The 15,610-nt window shown below is 46.3% G+C and carries 13 protein-coding genes; 8 read left to right on the top strand and 5 right to left on the bottom strand.

The window, feature by feature from the left end; genetic code table 11:
• Positions 1-37: 37 nt before the first annotated feature.
• Together FTT75_RS02870 and FTT75_RS02865 are read right to left on the bottom strand one after the other, a co-directional pair.
• Positions 38-1,891 carry a cation:proton antiporter gene (locus tag FTT75_RS02870; protein WP_180039624.1) on the bottom strand — a complete coding sequence of 618 codons (1,854 nt, stop codon included), beginning with the start codon at positions 1,889-1,891 and terminating at the stop codon, positions 38-40.
• A gap of 75 nt (positions 1,892-1,966) precedes the next feature.
• Positions 1,967-4,189 carry a primosomal protein N' gene (locus FTT75_RS02865; protein WP_180185887.1) on the bottom strand — a complete coding sequence of 741 codons (2,223 nt, stop codon included), beginning with the start codon at positions 4,187-4,189 and terminating at the stop codon, positions 1,967-1,969.
• Positions 4,190-4,339: 150 nt separating this feature from the next.
• On the opposite strand from FTT75_RS02865, the gene gspF reads away from it, so the two are divergent.
• The 3 genes from gspF (at position 4,340) to FTT75_RS02850 (ending at position 6,679) form a co-directional block, all read left to right on the top strand.
• The gene (gene gspF / locus FTT75_RS02860; protein WP_180049800.1) at positions 4,340-5,545 is read left to right on the top strand and encodes a type II secretion system inner membrane protein GspF; all 1,206 of its coding nucleotides are present in this window, start codon (positions 4,340-4,342) and stop codon (positions 5,543-5,545) included.
• A gap of 79 nt (positions 5,546-5,624) precedes the next feature.
• Positions 5,625-6,059: a type II secretion system major pseudopilin GspG gene (gene gspG / locus FTT75_RS02855; RefSeq protein ID WP_005095357.1), complete on the top strand. Its 435-nt coding sequence runs from the start codon at positions 5,625-5,627 to the stop codon at positions 6,057-6,059.
• Positions 6,060-6,343: 284 nt separating this feature from the next.
• A complete protein-coding gene (locus FTT75_RS02850) occupies positions 6,344-6,679 on the top strand; it encodes a hypothetical protein (protein ID WP_005095358.1) in 336 nt (111 codons plus the stop codon).
• Positions 6,680-6,832: 153 nt separating this feature from the next.
• On the opposite strand, the gene lnt is transcribed toward FTT75_RS02850, so the two are convergent.
• Both lnt and FTT75_RS02840 read right to left on the bottom strand, forming a co-directional pair.
• Positions 6,833-8,392 carry an apolipoprotein N-acyltransferase gene (gene lnt, locus FTT75_RS02845; protein WP_180185886.1) on the bottom strand — a complete coding sequence of 520 codons (1,560 nt, stop codon included), beginning with the start codon at positions 8,390-8,392 and terminating at the stop codon, positions 6,833-6,835.
• Positions 8,389-9,228 carry an HlyC/CorC family transporter gene (locus tag FTT75_RS02840; RefSeq protein ID WP_218951623.1) on the bottom strand — a complete coding sequence of 280 codons (840 nt, stop codon included), beginning with the start codon at positions 9,226-9,228 and terminating at the stop codon, positions 8,389-8,391. Before FTT75_RS02840 ends, lnt begins: the two co-directional genes overlap by 4 nt.
• A 202-nt stretch (positions 9,229-9,430) precedes the next feature.
• Between FTT75_RS02840 and tusA the strand changes: the two genes are divergently transcribed.
• Entirely contained in the window at positions 9,431-9,691 is a 261-nt protein-coding gene (gene tusA / locus FTT75_RS02835) for a sulfurtransferase TusA (RefSeq protein WP_005095362.1), read from the top strand.
• A gap of 248 nt (positions 9,692-9,939) precedes the next feature.
• Here the strand turns inward: tusA and FTT75_RS02830 are convergent, their stop codons facing one another.
• On the bottom strand, positions 9,940-11,652 hold the full coding sequence (locus tag FTT75_RS02830; RefSeq protein WP_100355489.1) for an electron transfer flavoprotein-ubiquinone oxidoreductase: 1,713 nt from the start codon (positions 11,650-11,652) through the stop codon (positions 9,940-9,942).
• A 186-nt stretch (positions 11,653-11,838) separates the two neighbouring features.
• On the opposite strand from FTT75_RS02830, the gene FTT75_RS02825 reads away from it, so the two are divergent.
• From FTT75_RS02825 to hemH, 4 genes are all read left to right on the top strand, one after another.
• Positions 11,839-12,450: a DUF1285 domain-containing protein gene (locus FTT75_RS02825; protein ID WP_005095365.1), complete on the top strand. Its 612-nt coding sequence runs from the start codon at positions 11,839-11,841 to the stop codon at positions 12,448-12,450.
• A gap of 48 nt (positions 12,451-12,498) precedes the next feature.
• Positions 12,499-13,371: a glutamate racemase gene (gene murI / locus FTT75_RS02820; RefSeq protein ID WP_100355488.1), complete on the top strand. Its 873-nt coding sequence runs from the start codon at positions 12,499-12,501 to the stop codon at positions 13,369-13,371.
• A 118-nt stretch (positions 13,372-13,489) separates the two neighbouring features.
• A complete protein-coding gene (locus tag FTT75_RS02815; RefSeq protein WP_005095369.1) occupies positions 13,490-14,518 on the top strand; it encodes a DUF4062 domain-containing protein in 1,029 nt (342 codons plus the stop codon).
• A gap of 65 nt (positions 14,519-14,583) precedes the next feature.
• Positions 14,584-15,597: a ferrochelatase gene (gene hemH / locus FTT75_RS02810; RefSeq protein WP_180185885.1), complete on the top strand. Its 1,014-nt coding sequence runs from the start codon at positions 14,584-14,586 to the stop codon at positions 15,595-15,597.
• Positions 15,598-15,610: the final 13 nt, after the last annotated feature.

The raw sequence follows: 15,610 nt of genomic DNA, 5'->3' as shown, positions 1-15,610 counted from the left end.
ACCCTGCTTTAATGGTGTCATTATTGTAAAACACAAGTTATGACAGATCATCTCTTAACGCATCAATTCCTGCGCCGTTTGTATCCTGTTGCGGCTGTGTATCTGTTTTTTGAACTTTGTTGCGTTGATCCTGCGCAAACAGATGTTCGAGTTCTGCCAAGCTACTGCGGTGATGTTCATAACTTGCGTGTTGATCCGAATCTAGATGGTATTGACTGTTGAGTAATTTTTCATCATGTGCGCGGAAGTATTCAATCTGTTGCTGACTTTCTTCCGGAGCAGTATTCAACTGGCTTAACAAAGCCTCACTCATTTCCAGTGCTGAAAAGTAGTTTTCACGCCAGATTTTCTCTACACCTAAATCCTGTAACAGATGCACATGATGACGATCACGCGCGCGTACCCATAAACAAGTTTCAGGATAATTCAGCCGGATATACCGCACGATCAGCATCGAATCTTCAATATCATCAATGGCAATAATCACTTGCTGGGCCATCGCAATTCCTGCATGTGCCAAAGTTTCTGGCTCTGTCGCATCGGCCTGATAGAAAGGAATTTGATACTGCGCAAGCAGTTCAGTGGCTGGCACATTGCTGTCCATGACACTAAATGCATGCTGTTGTTGCAGTAAAATCCGGGCAATAATTTGTCCAAAGCGGCCAAATCCAATCAGCAAAATAGGGGGGCTGGCTTGAGGACTGGAATCGGTTTCAAAGGTCGCAGCCAGATGATTGTTTTGATCCAGACGCGGTAAAACCTGACTGTGTAATAACCAGTAAAATGCCGGGCTAAGTAACAATGAGAAACTCACCATCCAGAGCAAGGGCGACAGCAGATTGGCTGCGATGATCTGGTCGGATACCGCAATCACCAGCGCCAGCAAGGCAAACTCGCCACCTTGTGCCAGGCTGGCTGCCAGCAAGCTACTGTTGCGCCAGCTATTTTGATGATAACGCGCCAATACCAAACTGATTGCAAACTTGACCAAGATCAAAGTGAAAGTGCCACCGAGAATGATCCAGAGGAAATTCAACAGATCAGATAGCTGTAATGACATGCCCAGACTGATAAAGGCTAGGCCCATCAATAAGCCCTGAAAAGGCCGAATGGTGCTTTCTACCGCGGGCCGGAAATCTGAATCTGCCAGTAAAATCCCGGCAAATAAAGCGCCAAGAAACAGATTCAGTCCAAGCGTATTCATCAAGAGCAGCAGTGCCAAAGTTACCGCAATCGCCACAATGGCATGCAGTTCGTGACTGCCACTTTTTGCAATCCAGCGATATAGTGGCTGCATCAGATAGCGATTACACAGGAACAAGCCGGTAAAAGTAGTGATCATCGCGGCAAAATAAGCCACTCCGTGTTCGGTCGAACGAATCCCGGCAAATAAAGGAATGGCGGCAATCACAGGAATGGCCAGCAGGGCATGCAGCAGCAGGATTGAATAGGTCTTTTGACCATAGCTGGTGGCAAACTGTTCCTGATTGTGGAGTTGTTGAATCACCAAGGTCATGGCTGACAGACTGCCAGCAAGTCCAATCACAATACTGGCAAGCAGGCTTTGTTGTAGAAAAATCCAGGCCAGCAGGCTAAAAATCAAGGTACTCATTAGTACCTGCAAAGCAGCCGTCATCCACAGAGATTGACTGATCTGGGCGATGCGTTGTGGTCTGAGTTGCAGCCCGATCCAGAACAGCAGTGCCAGCAGGCTGACGTTCATGAAACTGTTCATCAGGTCTGGAGTCTGAATCAGATGCAAAACACCCGGACTTAAGATCAGTCCTGTTAACAGATAGCCCAGTACGCTTGGTAGTCTGAGCCTTTTACTCAGTGGCACTATTAACAGTGCGACCACCAAAACCAGTGTTATTTGTAACAGTATCGACATTTTCCTGTCCTAAATTTTATGCTTGATCCAGACGTTGATGCGTATGTCCCGGACATGGACTCAGATGCAATTCTCTTAGCTGAGTTCTTGCGGGTCAATGTCCAGTGTCAGCTTCATGCTGGAAGGTTTGTCCTGCAGCATATTCTGCCACCAGCTGCGCACATAGTAATGCAAACGTGGACGATCTGCTGACAAGAGCACCATATGCGACTGATAGCGCCCAGCCTTACGTTCCATCGGCGCAGGAATTGGTCCCCAGATGTCCAGCACCAGATCAGGATATTGCCTGAGGAATGCCGCATGTTTCTGTAAGAATTCGGTATTTTGTGCCTGATCCTTGGATTCGCAGCGAATCAGGATGGCATAACGATAAGGCGGCATCTGGGCAATTTGCCGTTCCTTTAAGGTCTGCTGGGCAAACACACGATAATTTTCATTGACCAAGGTATTCAGCAGGGCATGATCCGGTCTGAGCGTCTGCAAATAGACATCGCCTTTGTGTTCACCACGTCCAGCCCGGCCTGCGACCTGAACGATCAGTTGTGCGGTACGTTCGGTGGCACGGAAATCCACACTGAGCAGACCGGAATCAATATCCAGAATCGCCACCAGCGTCACATAAGGAAAATGATGCCCTTTGGCCAGCATCTGGGTGCCGAGCAGAATCGCGGGTTCACTTTTTTGAATCTTGTCATAGATTTTTTGCCAGCTACCCACCCGGCTGGTGGAATCGCGATCGACCCGAATCACTTCATGATCTGGAAAAAGTTCATTCAGATGTTCTTCGACCTTGCCAGTGCCCATACCCAGTGTGACCAGTTCCTGATGCTGACACTGCGGACAGTGCTCCGGCATTCGGTGAATGGTGCCACAGTGATGGCAATGCAGATGCTGATAAGGCTGGCGATGCACAGTAAAATTGGCATCGCAGTGCGGACATTGTGCCTGCCAGCCACAACTGCCACAAAGCAGGACGGGGGCATAGCCACGGCGGTTTAAAAAGATCAGTACCTGTTCTTTTTTCTCCAGACGCTTTTTGATGTCCTGAATCAGTTGCAGACTGATGCCATGCTTTTTCTGTGCCACCTTTAAATCCAGAATATGGATTTTCGGCATTAAGGCTGTGCCGGCACGTTGATTCAGCTCCAGCACCTGCATTTTGCCATGTTCAACCAGCGCATAACTGTCGATACTTGGTGTCGCTGATCCCAGCAGCACTGGACATTGCTGTAAATGGCCGCGGTACAGCGCCACATCGCGGGCATGATAGCGGAAACCTTCCTGCTGCTTAAAAGACAAATCATGTTCTTCATCCAGAATGATCAGACCCAAATTCGGTATGGGGGTATAGATGGCGGAACGTGTGCCGAGGATGATTGAAGCTTTGCCAGTCTCTGCTGCCTGCCAGGCTTGCAGACGTTTTGTATCGTTTAGGCCTGAATGCAATAGCGCGATATGACACTGAAAACGCGACTGGAAACGGCTAATCGTTTGCGGGGTCAGACCAATTTCCGGCACCAGCACCAAAACCTGCTTGCCCTGTTTCAGCACCTGTTGCATGATTTGTAGATAGACTTCGGTTTTACCACTGCCGGTCAGACCATCCAGTAAAAAAGCCTGATATTGATTGCGATACTTTAATACCTGATCAATGGCATGTTTCTGTTCAGGATTAGCGGTTAGCGGCATTTGCGCCAATTGCATCGGCTGTGGACTGAAATCTTGTGGCTCCAGCACACAGGTACAAATCTCTTTTTTCTCCAGTGCTTTTAAGGTCGCAGTTTCAATTCCGGCCAAATTCAATACATTTTCAGTGGTGCCAACCGGATGCAGTTTTAAAATCCGGTAGGCTTCCTGCTGCTTTTCCGAACGGCGTATTTTAGCTTCAGCATCAGGGTTCAGAAGTTTCCAGGTGCGGGCCAGCAGGTTATAAGGCTTACCTTGGCGTAACAGCGTTGGCAGGGCACTGTGCACCACTTCACCCATCGGAAACTGATAATACTGTGCCGACCATGTCAACAAACTTAAAACTTTAGGGTCTATGATGGCACGTTCATCCAGCAATTCAGTGACGGGCTTGAGTTTAAAACGTGGGTCGACCGGAGTATCTGCGGAGAGCTTTTCGATAATCACCCCAACCAGATTCTGTCGTCCAAAAGATACCAATACGCGTGCGCCGACCTGGGCCTGCTCAAATTGTTCTGCATTCATACTGTAATCAAAACAATCGAATACATGCACAGGTACAGCAACGCGTACGCGACAAAGTGGACTAGAATCGGTATGAGAATTTTGCATGTCTGGTGCTGGATATCCTGAAGAAATTTCGTCGTGCTTAAAGTTCGATTATGGTAGAGTGAGCAGATAATTTATATCAAAGAATATGAATGATTTCGGTGGTCTGACGCAACAGCGTTAAGCAAAATTTTGGAAAATTAGAGCATTACAATGCCTGCATATCAGTTTATTGCGCTTGATGCTTCAGGAAAGCAGCAAAAAGGCGTGCTGGAGGGGGATTCTGCACGTCAGATCCGGCAACAGTTAAGGGATAAAGCACTTATTCCGGTCTCTGTTGATCCTGTCGAGAAAAAAGACAAACATGATCGGCGGAAATGGTTTGAAAAAAGCATTACCGCTTATGATCTGGCCTTAATGACCCGGCAATTATCTGTCCTGGTCGCCGCCGCGATTCCGCTGGAAGAAGCCATCCGCGCCGTCGGCAAGCAAAGCGAAAAAGTACATGTACAAAATCTGCTGATGTCGGTGCGTTCCAAGGTTCTGGAGGGGCATAGTCTGGCGCAGGGTCTGCAACAGTCCGGGCGGTTTCCAGAATTGTATATTGCCACCATTGCGGCCGGTGAACGTTCCGGGCATCTGGATCTGATTCTGGATCAATTGGCTGACTATACCGAAAACCGTTTTGCCATGCAGAAAAAAATTCAAGGCGCGATGGTCTATCCAATTATTCTGATGCTGATGTCTTTTGCCATCGTGATGGGGCTGATGACTTATGTGGTGCCAGATATCGTCAAGACTTTTGATCAAAGCAAAGATGCCTTACCGTGGATTACGGTCACCTTGATGAAAGCCAGTGATTTTATTCGTATTGCGTGGCCATTTCTCTTGGTTGGCGGTTTCTTGGGCATCTCCCTGCTGATACGATTCTTAAGAACCACAGCCGGGCATTATGCCTTCGACCGTTTAACCCTGAAACTGCCTTTATTTGGAAAATTATCACGCGGGATTAATGCTGCACGTTTTGCCAGTACCTTATCCATTTTGACCCAGTCAGGCGTGCCTCTGGTCGATGCCCTACGGATTGGCGCTGCAGTCAGTAATAACTGGGTGATTCGTGATGCGGTCAATCTGGCAGCGGAAAAAGTCACCGAAGGCGGCAACCTGGCAACCCAGCTGGAGCGCAGTGGTTATTTTCCACCGATGATGGTACAAATGATTAAAAGTGGCGAAGCCTCGGGCGAACTGGATCGCATGCTGGAGCGTGCATCACAGATGCAGGATCGGGAAGTCACCACGCTGATTTCGACTTTACTGGCCTTATTGGAACCTTTAATGCTGGTGCTGATGGCCAGTATCGTTTTGGTCATTGTGATTGCGGTGATGCTGCCAATCGTCAATATGAATAATATGATTTAAACAGAATCAAGTTAAAATTCCTGTGGTATTAAAATTAAATTGAATGTTGTGAATGATGCAAATGAATGAGAGAGATTGAATGAAAAGGAATCAATTAAATAAACAGACGGGCTTTACCTTAATCGAAGTGATGGTGGTGATTGTGATTCTCGGTGTGCTTGCTGCACTGATTGTACCGAACGTGATGGGACGCGGTGAAAAGGCCAAAGTGGATACCACTGTGATCAAGTTACAGAGTATTGCTGGTTCACTGGACCAATATAAGCTGGACAATGGCAAATATCCAAGCATGCAGGAAGGTGGTCTGGATGCACTGGTGAATCAGCCAGCGACTGCGAAAAACTGGTTGCCGGGCGGCTATGTCAAGGGCGGCTATCCTAAAGACAGTTGGGATAATGATCTGCAATATGTAATGCCGGGCACCAATGGTCGTACTTTTGATCTGTATTCCTTCGGTGCAGATGGTCAGTCGGGTGGTGAAGGCACCGATGCTGATATTTATTATCAGCCTTGATTGAGAATCAATATAAACTCTCAATAGATGGAATATATCACTTCACTTAATAGATGTTTTCAATACTAAGTGAAGTGATAATAACTCTTAATTATAAATTATAATCTAAGTTTTTGATATTTATTGTAATTAATTAATGAGTTGTATGTGCGAGTTATAATAAGAATTATTCCCATATTTATCTATTACAATTATCATAAAATATGAATAAATATAGACTTTCTATTTACCCAAAAAGGCTCATAATGATCTGAACGGCACTTGACGAGCCAACGGAGAAGAATATGAAAGCATTAATCTTAGGGGATGAAATAAACCAATTTCATTGGTCGATGCTGAAATCTGTTCTTTTGGTTTTAAGCATGTTACCGATTAGTCAGGGCATTCTGCATTTATGGCAGACTACCGAGGGTAGCAGCCAGATTATGGTAGGTTTTTTTGCCATCAGTTTGATGAGTTCATTATTTGCATTGTGCTTCTGGTCGGCATTGAAAGCCTCGGTATTGCAATTAAAACAACGGCAGATGTCTGTATTCGAAAATATGATGGTGCAAACTTACCGCTATCTTCCAATGTTATCCCTCGCCAGTATGATTTCTTATCTAGCAGTTCAGTTCTAAAATTTGAAATATAAAAAACCGAGGCATTGACCTCGGTTTTTTATTGCCTTGAGTGTCCGTCCCTTTCGTAAAGGGAGCTTAGGAGAGATTGATAAGATGTTATATCTAGTAATCCCCCTAAATCCCCTTTTGTAAAAGAGGGACTTGAAGAAATTATCTTCTCGACTTAAAGCTGACATCCACTTTACGGGGACGGAAGCGCCAGCCCACCAGCAAGAGCAGAATCGAGAAGATCATCACCGGCCAATCACTCAGTTTCATATAAGGTGTTTCGCCTTGCATGGCTGGAAGTTCACCCCGCAGTACCGCTTCCTGATCCATCGGGGCTTTTTTCACAATATGGCCATTGTGGTCAATAAAGGCGGTCACGCCGGTATTGGTGGCACGGATAAACCAGCGGCCATTTTCCTTGGCGCGCATTTGTACCATTTGTAGATGCTGCAAAGGTCCTGCCGTGCCGGTAAACCAGGCATCGTTCGAGACCGTAACTAAAAAGTCACTTTGACTGGCATTGCGGCGTGTCAGGTTTGGATAAGCAACCTCATAACAAATTGCGGAACCTAAAGGATGGTTTTTCACATTCAATGGTTTTTGATTGTCCGCACCACGGGTAAAGCCGCTCATAGAGGGATCATTCTGTAAACCTGGCAATACCCAGCTTAACCAGCCTGACAGCGGAATATATTCACCAAAGGGCACCAGGCGCTGCTTTTTATACAAACCCTCCGACTCATCACCCGTGGCCATAATGCTGTTGTAATATTTCGGATAACCCGCAGCCTGTGATTCTGGTAAGTCCCAATACGGAATGCCGGTCACCCAAGCCGTACCCGATTTTTCAGCCTGTACTTTCATCGCTTCGAGAAAAGCTTCAATATCGGTCTGGAACATCGGAATCGAGGACTCTGGCCAGACAATCAGGTCACGGCCCCATTCGGTCTTGCTCAGATTGGCATAAATCAATAAAGTTTTTACCTGATATTCAGTCAGCCATTTCAGATCTTGCGGAATATTGCCCTGAATCAGAGAAACCGTAAGCGGTTTTTCATTCTTTGGTTGCACAAAACTCAATTGAGCCGCGCCCCAGGCACCGATTAGTAAAATTGCAGCAGGAACCACCCAGAACAGACGTCGGTTCAGAATTTCGACCAGTGCACAGGCCAGAATAATCACCACAAAAGATACTCCAAACACCCCAAACAGAGGTGCATAGGCATCTAGGTAGCGTTCGGTAAAAGCATAGCCGGCAAACAACCACGGGAAACCGGTAAAGACCCAGGTTTTAGACCATTCAAACAGAACCCAAAGCGGGGCAAAGGTCAAAGGGGTTTCCGGGAAAAAGCGGCGATAGACAAAGGTTTGAACGGCGCTAAACAGGCCCATCACCAGTGCCATGATCAAGATCATTACAACACTGAGAAATGCACTGGTATCGCCATAGACATGAATGGAGGTATACAGCCAGAATGCGCCCACAAACCATAGGCCAATTCCATAGGCCCAGCCAATTCCAAAGGCCTGTTTGGCAGTACGACCGCGCAGACAGGCATACAGCAATGCCGGAGACAGAATCGCCAGCCACCAGTAATGATAGGGAGCCAAGGCCAGACTGAAGATCGCACCTGCGAATAAGGCAATTAAGACCGGATAGATGAGCGGTAACGGTTTTTGCTGTTGAGAAGAACTCAACAGCTTATCGAAATACGCCCTCATTGGCGCACAGCTCGAATCAGGTGAATGGAACGTGAATCTGCTTCAAGAATGGTAAATTGCCAGTTTTCCAGCTCGATGGTTTGACCTTCAAGATCATTGACCAGACCAATTTCCTGTAATAACAAGCCGCCCATGGTTTCTACTTCATCATCAGAGAAAGTTGCACCCAGCATGTTATTAAAATGTTCAATCGGCGTCAGCGCTTGTACTACCCAGGTATTGGCAGTAGCCGGGTCATTATCCGGAACAATGAACTGTGCTTCTTCATCGGCATTGTCATGTTCATCTTCAATTTCACCGACAATTTCTTCCAGAATATCTTCTAGCGTCACCACTCCGGATGTGGTGCCGTATTCATCAATCACCACGGCAATATGGGTCTGGGTGTTTTTCAGCATGCGTAGCACCTGATCCGAACGGGCACTTTCTGGTACAAATAAGGGTTGACGCATCAGTGCGCGAATATCGACTTTGGAGGTTGGTTCGGTCAGAAAAGGCAATAAATCCTTGGCCAATAGAATGCCGACCACATTATCGGTTTGATCGGAGGAAAAGACCGGAAAACGCGAATGCGCAGATTCGACCAACACATGTAGGATATCCAGCAGTTGGTCATCTTCCTGTAAGCTGATCATCGACGTGCGAGGCGTCATGACTTCGCGAATTTTGGTTGCCGGAAGGTCAAGTACACCTTCAAGCATGGCAACAGTATCGGGTTCTAAAAATCGACGTGAATCTTGTACTAATTTTAGCAGTTCGTCGCGAGTTTCGGGTGCAGTTCCCAGCCATTTACGTAAGCCGCGCATACCCCACGACGGGCCTGATTCCTCGTGCATGATTTTTCCTGAAGACTCTTAATATCTAAAAAAACGTGGTTTTATCATACCGCAGAAAATACGCTTGTCTATTGTAAATATGATGTGCAGGCATGATCGTATCAGTCAGGGCTGCGTTTAGTCGTGTGTACTTTGGCAAAGCCGCAATGCCCGAGCGGGATTATGCTAAAATATTTTCAGTCTTCCACTCTTGAGTCTATCGATGTCCCCAACTGAAATTATCCCAAGCCTGCAATTAAATACCCGAGGTTTACGCTGTCCTGAGCCAGTCATGATGTTGCATCAGGCCATTCGTAAATCTAAAGCCGGTGATGTAGTTGAGGTGTTTGCTACCGATAATTCAACCTCTTGGGATATTCCAAAATTTTGCATGCACTTGGGACATGAATTGCTGTTGCAGGAAGAGTGTCTGGATGAAAATGGTAATAAAGAATTTCATTATCTGGTGAAAAAGGGCAGCTAAATTGGCCGAAATTTTTTTGAAATTTATGATCTGATAAGAGTTCTTATTCGATCTTAAAAATAATATTATCGTCATTCTCCAGAAAATAAACCCGCTCGAAAGCGGGTTTATTTTGTTCTCATGAGAGCTTAAATATTCGGATATGAGAACTTGCGGAATATATTCCTCATTCGCAAGATTACCCTAACATTACATGTTAGGGTATGAACTCGCGCAAGGACTAGCCGAATTACATATTCGGATACTCATTACATGTTAGGGTAATTAGGACCACCGCCACCTTCTGGTGTTACCCAGGTGATGTTCTGAGACGGATCTTTAATGTCACAGGTCTTGCAGTGCACACAGTTGGCTGCATTGATCTGGAAACGTTTTGAACCATCATTATTTTCCATGATTTCATAGACACCCGCCGGGCAGTAACGCTGCGCCGGTTCATCCCATTTAGGCAGGTTTACTTCAACCGGAATAGAGGCATCAGTCAGCTTTAAATGCGCAGGCTGGTTTTCTTCATGCACGGTATTCGATACAAATACAGAAGATAAACGGTCAAAAGTCAGCTTGCCATCCGGTTTTGGATAGTTTGGCTTGAAGCTTTCAGCGGCTTGGGTTTTTAGTGCAGCATGGTCTTGCACCAGATCATGCAGGGTAAATGGTACTTTGAACACGTTCTGGTCGATAAAGTTAAATGCACCACCCATCCATTGACCGAACTTGTGCATCGCCGGGCCAAAGTTACGTGAATTGTATAACTCTTCTTTGAGCCAGCTGTTGTTGAACTTGTCGGTATAAGCGGTGAGTTCCTTAACAAAGAAATCGTCACCCTCAACCACACGTGCAACCGCCAGATCACCGCCTTTTTCCACACCAGCCGCAATCGCTTCAAATACCGCTTCACCGCAGAGCATGCCGGATTTCATTGCGGTATGTGAGCCTTTGATTTTGGCAAAGTTCAGGAAGCCGGCATCATCACCAATGAGTGAGCCACCCGGGAAAGTGAACTTCGGTAACGAGTTAAAGCCACCTTTGGTCACGGCACGGGCGCCATAAGAAATACGCTTGCCGCCTTCTAAATACTGCTTGATTAAAGGATGGGTTTTCCAGCGCTGCATTTCCATGAATGGATACATATGCGGGTTGGTGTAGGACAGATCCACGATCATGCCCAAAGTCACCTGATTGTTTTCAGCGTGATACAGCCACCAGCCGCCTGAAGAACCGGTTTCATTCAATGGCCAGCCGGCGCCGTGCATCACCAGACCTGGTTTGTGCTTGGCAGGATCAATCTCCCAGAGTTCTTTAATGCCGATCCCGTAATGCTGTGGATCTGCATCTTTGGCCAGATTGAACTGTTCAATCAGACGTTTACCGAGGTGACCACGACAGCCTTCAGCAAAAATCGTATATTTGGCATGCAGTTCATAACCCGGAGTAAAGTTATGCGTCGGTTCGCCATCTTTACCAATGCCCATGTCACCGGTCTGGATGCCTTTTACCGTACCATCTGCATGATACAGAATGTCTGAGGCGGCAAAGCCCGGGAAGATTGAAACTTCCAGTTCTTCTGCTTTTTGGCCTAACCAGCGCACCACATTGCCGAGCGAGATGACGTAGTTGCCATCATTGTGCATGGTTTTTGGCACCATCCAGTGTGGTGCTTCTTGTGATTTTTCATCTGAAAGCAGGAAGAAGGTTTTATCTTCAGTCACCGGCACATTGAGCGGCGCACCTTGTTCTTTCCAGTCCGGGAACAATTCATTGATGGCACGCGGTTCTAGCACAGCACCAGACAGAATATGTGCGCCAACTTCGGAGCCTTTTTCTACGACACAAACGGACAAATCATTTAAGTTGTTTTCAATTGCAAGTTGACGGATTTTGATCGCAGCAGATAGACCCGCAGGGCCTGCGCCGACGATGACGACGTCAAACTCCATCGATTCACGTTCGATGTGTTCCATGTAGGACTCCTCATATTACTATTCGGTGGCAACCATAATCGGATGATTGGGTGCTGCCATAAGTGTTCTTGGTTCCTAGACACAAAAATACTGGTGTCTTTGATAATCTGGGCTAGTATAGTTTTAAACCGAGTTTTAGCCAATTGGCTGAAACATATTATTTTTCCGTCATTAAGGTCTTCTTTTATGGATAAGCCAGTACCCAGCAAACATCTGACGAAAAAAGTAACTTCTCCTGATGATAAAAATTTAATGGATATCGCGCAATACTTAAAAGATGCACAGGGCGGTCACAAAAGGTCAATTCCCCCTTTGGAGCAATGGCAGCCAAAGCATTGTGGCACAATGGATCTGAAGGTTTTGGCCAATGGAGAATGGTGGCACGAAGGTCAATTGATCAAACGCCAAGCCATGATTGACCTGTTTGCAACCGTCCTTTGGAAAGAGCAGGGAAAATTCTACCTAAAAACACCGGTAGAAATGATTGAAATTGAAGTGGAAGATGAACCTTTATTGGTCAATCAGGTCGATCAGGTCGAGATTAATGGACTGAGTTATTTACAACTGGGCACCACAACCCAAGACCTGATTATTGTGGATGCTGAACATCCGATCTTTATGCGTGAATATAAAGATGAGTTGCGACCTTATGTGCATGTACGTTTTGGAATCAATGCCCTGATCCAGCGTGCCGCATTTTTGCATCTGGTCGAGATGGGAGAGCTTGATGAAAATCCGGCAGGTGAAGCCGTTTTAAGTTTGAAAAGTGGCGATTTAGACTTGCATTTGAGCACCTGAGGTTTAAGCTTGGTCGCTAGAGTTTTTGACACCGCAATTCAGACCGTTATGAGCGCCATTCAACCCATTTCTCCGCTATTAGACCCGATGCCCAACGCAACAGCAGATGCGCCGATTGGTATTTTTGACTCGGGCGTAGGCGGCTTGTCGGTGGCTCTGGAAATTGCCCGCCATCTGCCGAATGAACGCTTTGTCTATTATGCCGATACTGCACATGTGCCTTATGGCCCGAGAGATGATCAGGAAATCCGTAGCCTGACTGCTCAGGCGATTGAATGGCTGTATCGTCAGGGCTGTAAAGTGGCAGTCGTGGCTTGTAATACGGCCTCTGCCTTTAGTCTGGATTATTTGCGTGACTATTATGGCGAGAACTTTCCAATTATCGGTTTGGTGCCAGCACTTAAACCTGCAGTCTTGAATACCCGGTCGAAAACAGTTGCGGTCTTGGCAACACCGGCCACTTTTCGCGGGCAACTGATTAAAGATGTGATCTCCCGTTTTGCCGAACCGGCTCAGGTTAAAGTCCTGCCTGTGACCAGTCTGGAACTGGTACCTTTTGTTGAGGCTGGAGAGCAGATGAGTGAAGCCTGTCTGCAAACATTAATAGAGATTTTACAACCAGTTGTGGATCAAGGCGCTGATTATTTAGTACTGGGATGTACGCATTACCCCTTCCTAAAAGCGTCAATTCAGTATATTTTTGGTCAAAAGCTGACATTAATTGACTCAGGATTCGCAGTTGCGAGACAAACGGCCCGAATTTTAATTAAAAATGAGTTATTATTTGAGCATGAGCGTAAAGAAAGCGTGAAAATTGAATTGGTGGTGAGTGGGCAGAATGCTGAACAGCTCCGGCCGGTTTTGCAGCACCTGATTCCTGCCGGTTTAAAATGGCAGATCAGTAATATGAGTGCAGTTTAAAACTCATTTTTATAATTTTAAAAGAACGATATTTTTTCATTTTGGGGTGGTCATATTGTGTCAAAATGCATGAATTCATGCATTTTTTATGCAAATGTACAGGAGAAGAGGATAGCCCATGCTGGATAAACGATACCAAGTGTTCATCTCAACCTCTGGGGCAGAAATGCAGCCGGAACGTATCATTTTGTCTCAAACATTAGTGGGTATGGGGTTCTTCTCTTGGGGACTGGAACAGCGTACGCCGCTGAATACTGCTTTTTCACGCCGCCAGATTGATGATTGTGACTATGTAGTGATTTTGCTAGGCAGTCAGTATGGGGAACAGTCTGTCTCGGGTGTCGGTTATATGCACCTCGAATACATCTATGCAGTGACCAAGCAAAAACCGATTATTGTGTTTATGCATGACGATCCGGCATCACGTGAAAGTTCATTACATGATACCAAGCCGGAATTGCGGGAAAAGTTTAAGGAATTCCGTCAATTACTGCAGCAGGAAGTAGACCAGGTCTTTACTTATCGCAGCTTGCGCGATCTGGAAATGGCAGTACGTTTTAATATGCCGCAAATGCTGGAGCGTTATCCGGTGACCGGATGGGTGCGTCCGCAAAATACCCAGGCGCTGCATGACGAGATTGATCAGCTTAAGGCTAAAGTGAGCCAACTGGAGCGTGATGGTGGAACGGCGGAAATAGATCCGTTCCTGAGCCTGCCTAAAGTATCCATGCATGAAGTTTTTTCTTTTGAATACCGGATGCAGGCTTATCAGGATGGAAACTTTAAGGAAATTAAAGTTCAGAAGAAGCTGACTTGGGCGCAATTATTGGCCCTGCTGGGCTCTACCTTTGTCAATCCGACACCGGAAGAGTTTTTCTCCAAGCGGATGAATGAATATTTAAATGAAAACGGTCTGGAAGATGCACGGGCAGAAATGCCACGTGCACATGCCGTGGCTCGTGCCCAGATGAATATTCGTGCCTTGCATAGCTTGAAAATTCAGATGCGCCAGAATGACTGGATTGTGCCATCAGGTCGGGATGACCGCCAGCGAATGCTCTGGCAGATTACGCCGAAAGCTCAAAAATTACTGGACAGCAGTTTGCTGGATTTAGATCGTACTTTTCAATCTAAGTCAGTGTATTAATCCATATAGAGAATCAATCAAAAACTGTTAAAGTACAGGGGTTGATACCATTACGGATAAACTGAATGTCTTCTCCTGCTAAAGCTAAAGTGACGATTATATTGGCCAACTTGGGTACGCCAGATGCGCCCACGATTCCAGCAGTACGCCGTTTCCTGAAGCAGTTTTTGTCTGATCAGCGGGTGATTGAAATTCCGAAACCCATTTGGCAAATAATCCTGCGTTTATTCATTTTGCCATTTCGGCCTAAGCGGGTTTCACAGGCCTATGCACAGGTCTGGGGAGAGGATTCACCGATGCGTGAAATCCTGTTGCAGCAGGTCAATACAGTCAAAACCCATTTGACCCAGCTCTATCCGCAGTTTGAGTTGAATGTGGTGCCAGCAATGACTTATGGCAATCCGAATATTCAGCAGGTTTTGGCCCGAGTGTCTGAACAGCCGCAGGACCATGTGATTTTATTTCCACTATTTCCCCAATATTCTGCTACTTCGACTGCACCTCTCTATGATGCCCTGGCAAAATGGGTGGTGAAGCAACGCAATTTGCCTGGTTTGAGCATCATTCGTGATTATTATCAACATCCTTTATTTATTCAGGCTCTGGCGCAAAGCGTGCGTGACTATCAGGCAGTGCATGGTCAGCCGGAAAAACTGTTAATGTCTTTTCATGGTATTCCGCAGCCTTATGCCGACAAAGGCGATCCTTATGCCGATCGTTGTCGTATTACCGGACAATTGGTTGCACAGGCGTTAGGGCTGAGTGCAGAGCAATATGCGATTAGCTTTCAGTCACGTTTTGGCAAACAGGAATGGATTAAGCCCTATACCGATGTTGTGCTGGAAGACTGGGCCAAACAGGGGGTGAAATCCGTGCAGGTGATGAGTCCGGCATTCTCGGCTGACTGTCTGGAAACGCTTGAGGAACTGGCCATAGAAAATGCCGAAACTTTTAAATCTCTGGGGGGAGGCAGTTATCGTTATATTCCTGCTTTAAATAGCCGTGAAGATCATTTGCGATTGCTGAACAGTTTGCTACAGGCTAATCTGGAGGCATTGACACAAACGCTTGCTCATTAATTTTTCCGAGGTT

Origin of the sequence: Acinetobacter sp. YH01008 (assembly GCF_013420435.1) — a bacterium.
Classification (GTDB): domain Bacteria; phylum Pseudomonadota; class Gammaproteobacteria; order Pseudomonadales; family Moraxellaceae; genus Acinetobacter; species Acinetobacter pseudolwoffii.
The sequence above is the reverse complement of the archived record's forward strand: the minus strand, read 5'-3'. Positions and strand labels throughout refer to the sequence as shown.

What these genes read in the sequence shown, in the direction of transcription:
- FTT75_RS02830 (WP_100355489.1), bottom strand. Translation starts at nt 11,652, where the DNA reads ATGGAACACATCGAACGTGAATCGATGGAGTTTGACGTCGTCATCGTC.
- hemH (WP_180185885.1), top strand. Translation starts at nt 14,584, where the DNA reads ATGTCTTCTCCTGCTAAAGCTAAAGTGACGATTATATTGGCCAACTTG.
- FTT75_RS02850 (WP_005095358.1), top strand. Translation starts at nt 6,344, where the DNA reads ATGAAAGCATTAATCTTAGGGGATGAAATAAACCAATTTCATTGGTCG.
- FTT75_RS02865 (WP_180185887.1), bottom strand. Translation starts at nt 4,189, where the DNA reads ATGCAAAATTCTCATACCGATTCTAGTCCACTTTGTCGCGTACGCGTT.
- FTT75_RS02840 (WP_218951623.1), bottom strand. Translation starts at nt 9,228, where the DNA reads ATGCACGAGGAATCAGGCCCGTCGTGGGGTATGCGCGGCTTACGTAAA.
- lnt (WP_180185886.1), bottom strand. Translation starts at nt 8,392, where the DNA reads ATGAGGGCGTATTTCGATAAGCTGTTGAGTTCTTCTCAACAGCAAAAA.
- FTT75_RS02815 (WP_005095369.1), top strand. Translation starts at nt 13,490, where the DNA reads ATGCTGGATAAACGATACCAAGTGTTCATCTCAACCTCTGGGGCAGAA.
- gspF (WP_180049800.1), top strand. Translation starts at nt 4,340, where the DNA reads ATGCCTGCATATCAGTTTATTGCGCTTGATGCTTCAGGAAAGCAGCAA.
- FTT75_RS02825 (WP_005095365.1), top strand. Translation starts at nt 11,839, where the DNA reads ATGGATAAGCCAGTACCCAGCAAACATCTGACGAAAAAAGTAACTTCT.
- FTT75_RS02870 (WP_180039624.1), bottom strand. Translation starts at nt 1,891, where the DNA reads ATGTCGATACTGTTACAAATAACACTGGTTTTGGTGGTCGCACTGTTA.
- murI (WP_100355488.1), top strand. Translation starts at nt 12,499, where the DNA reads ATGAGCGCCATTCAACCCATTTCTCCGCTATTAGACCCGATGCCCAAC.
- tusA (WP_005095362.1), top strand. Translation starts at nt 9,431, where the DNA reads ATGTCCCCAACTGAAATTATCCCAAGCCTGCAATTAAATACCCGAGGT.
- gspG (WP_005095357.1), top strand. Translation starts at nt 5,625, where the DNA reads ATGAAAAGGAATCAATTAAATAAACAGACGGGCTTTACCTTAATCGAA.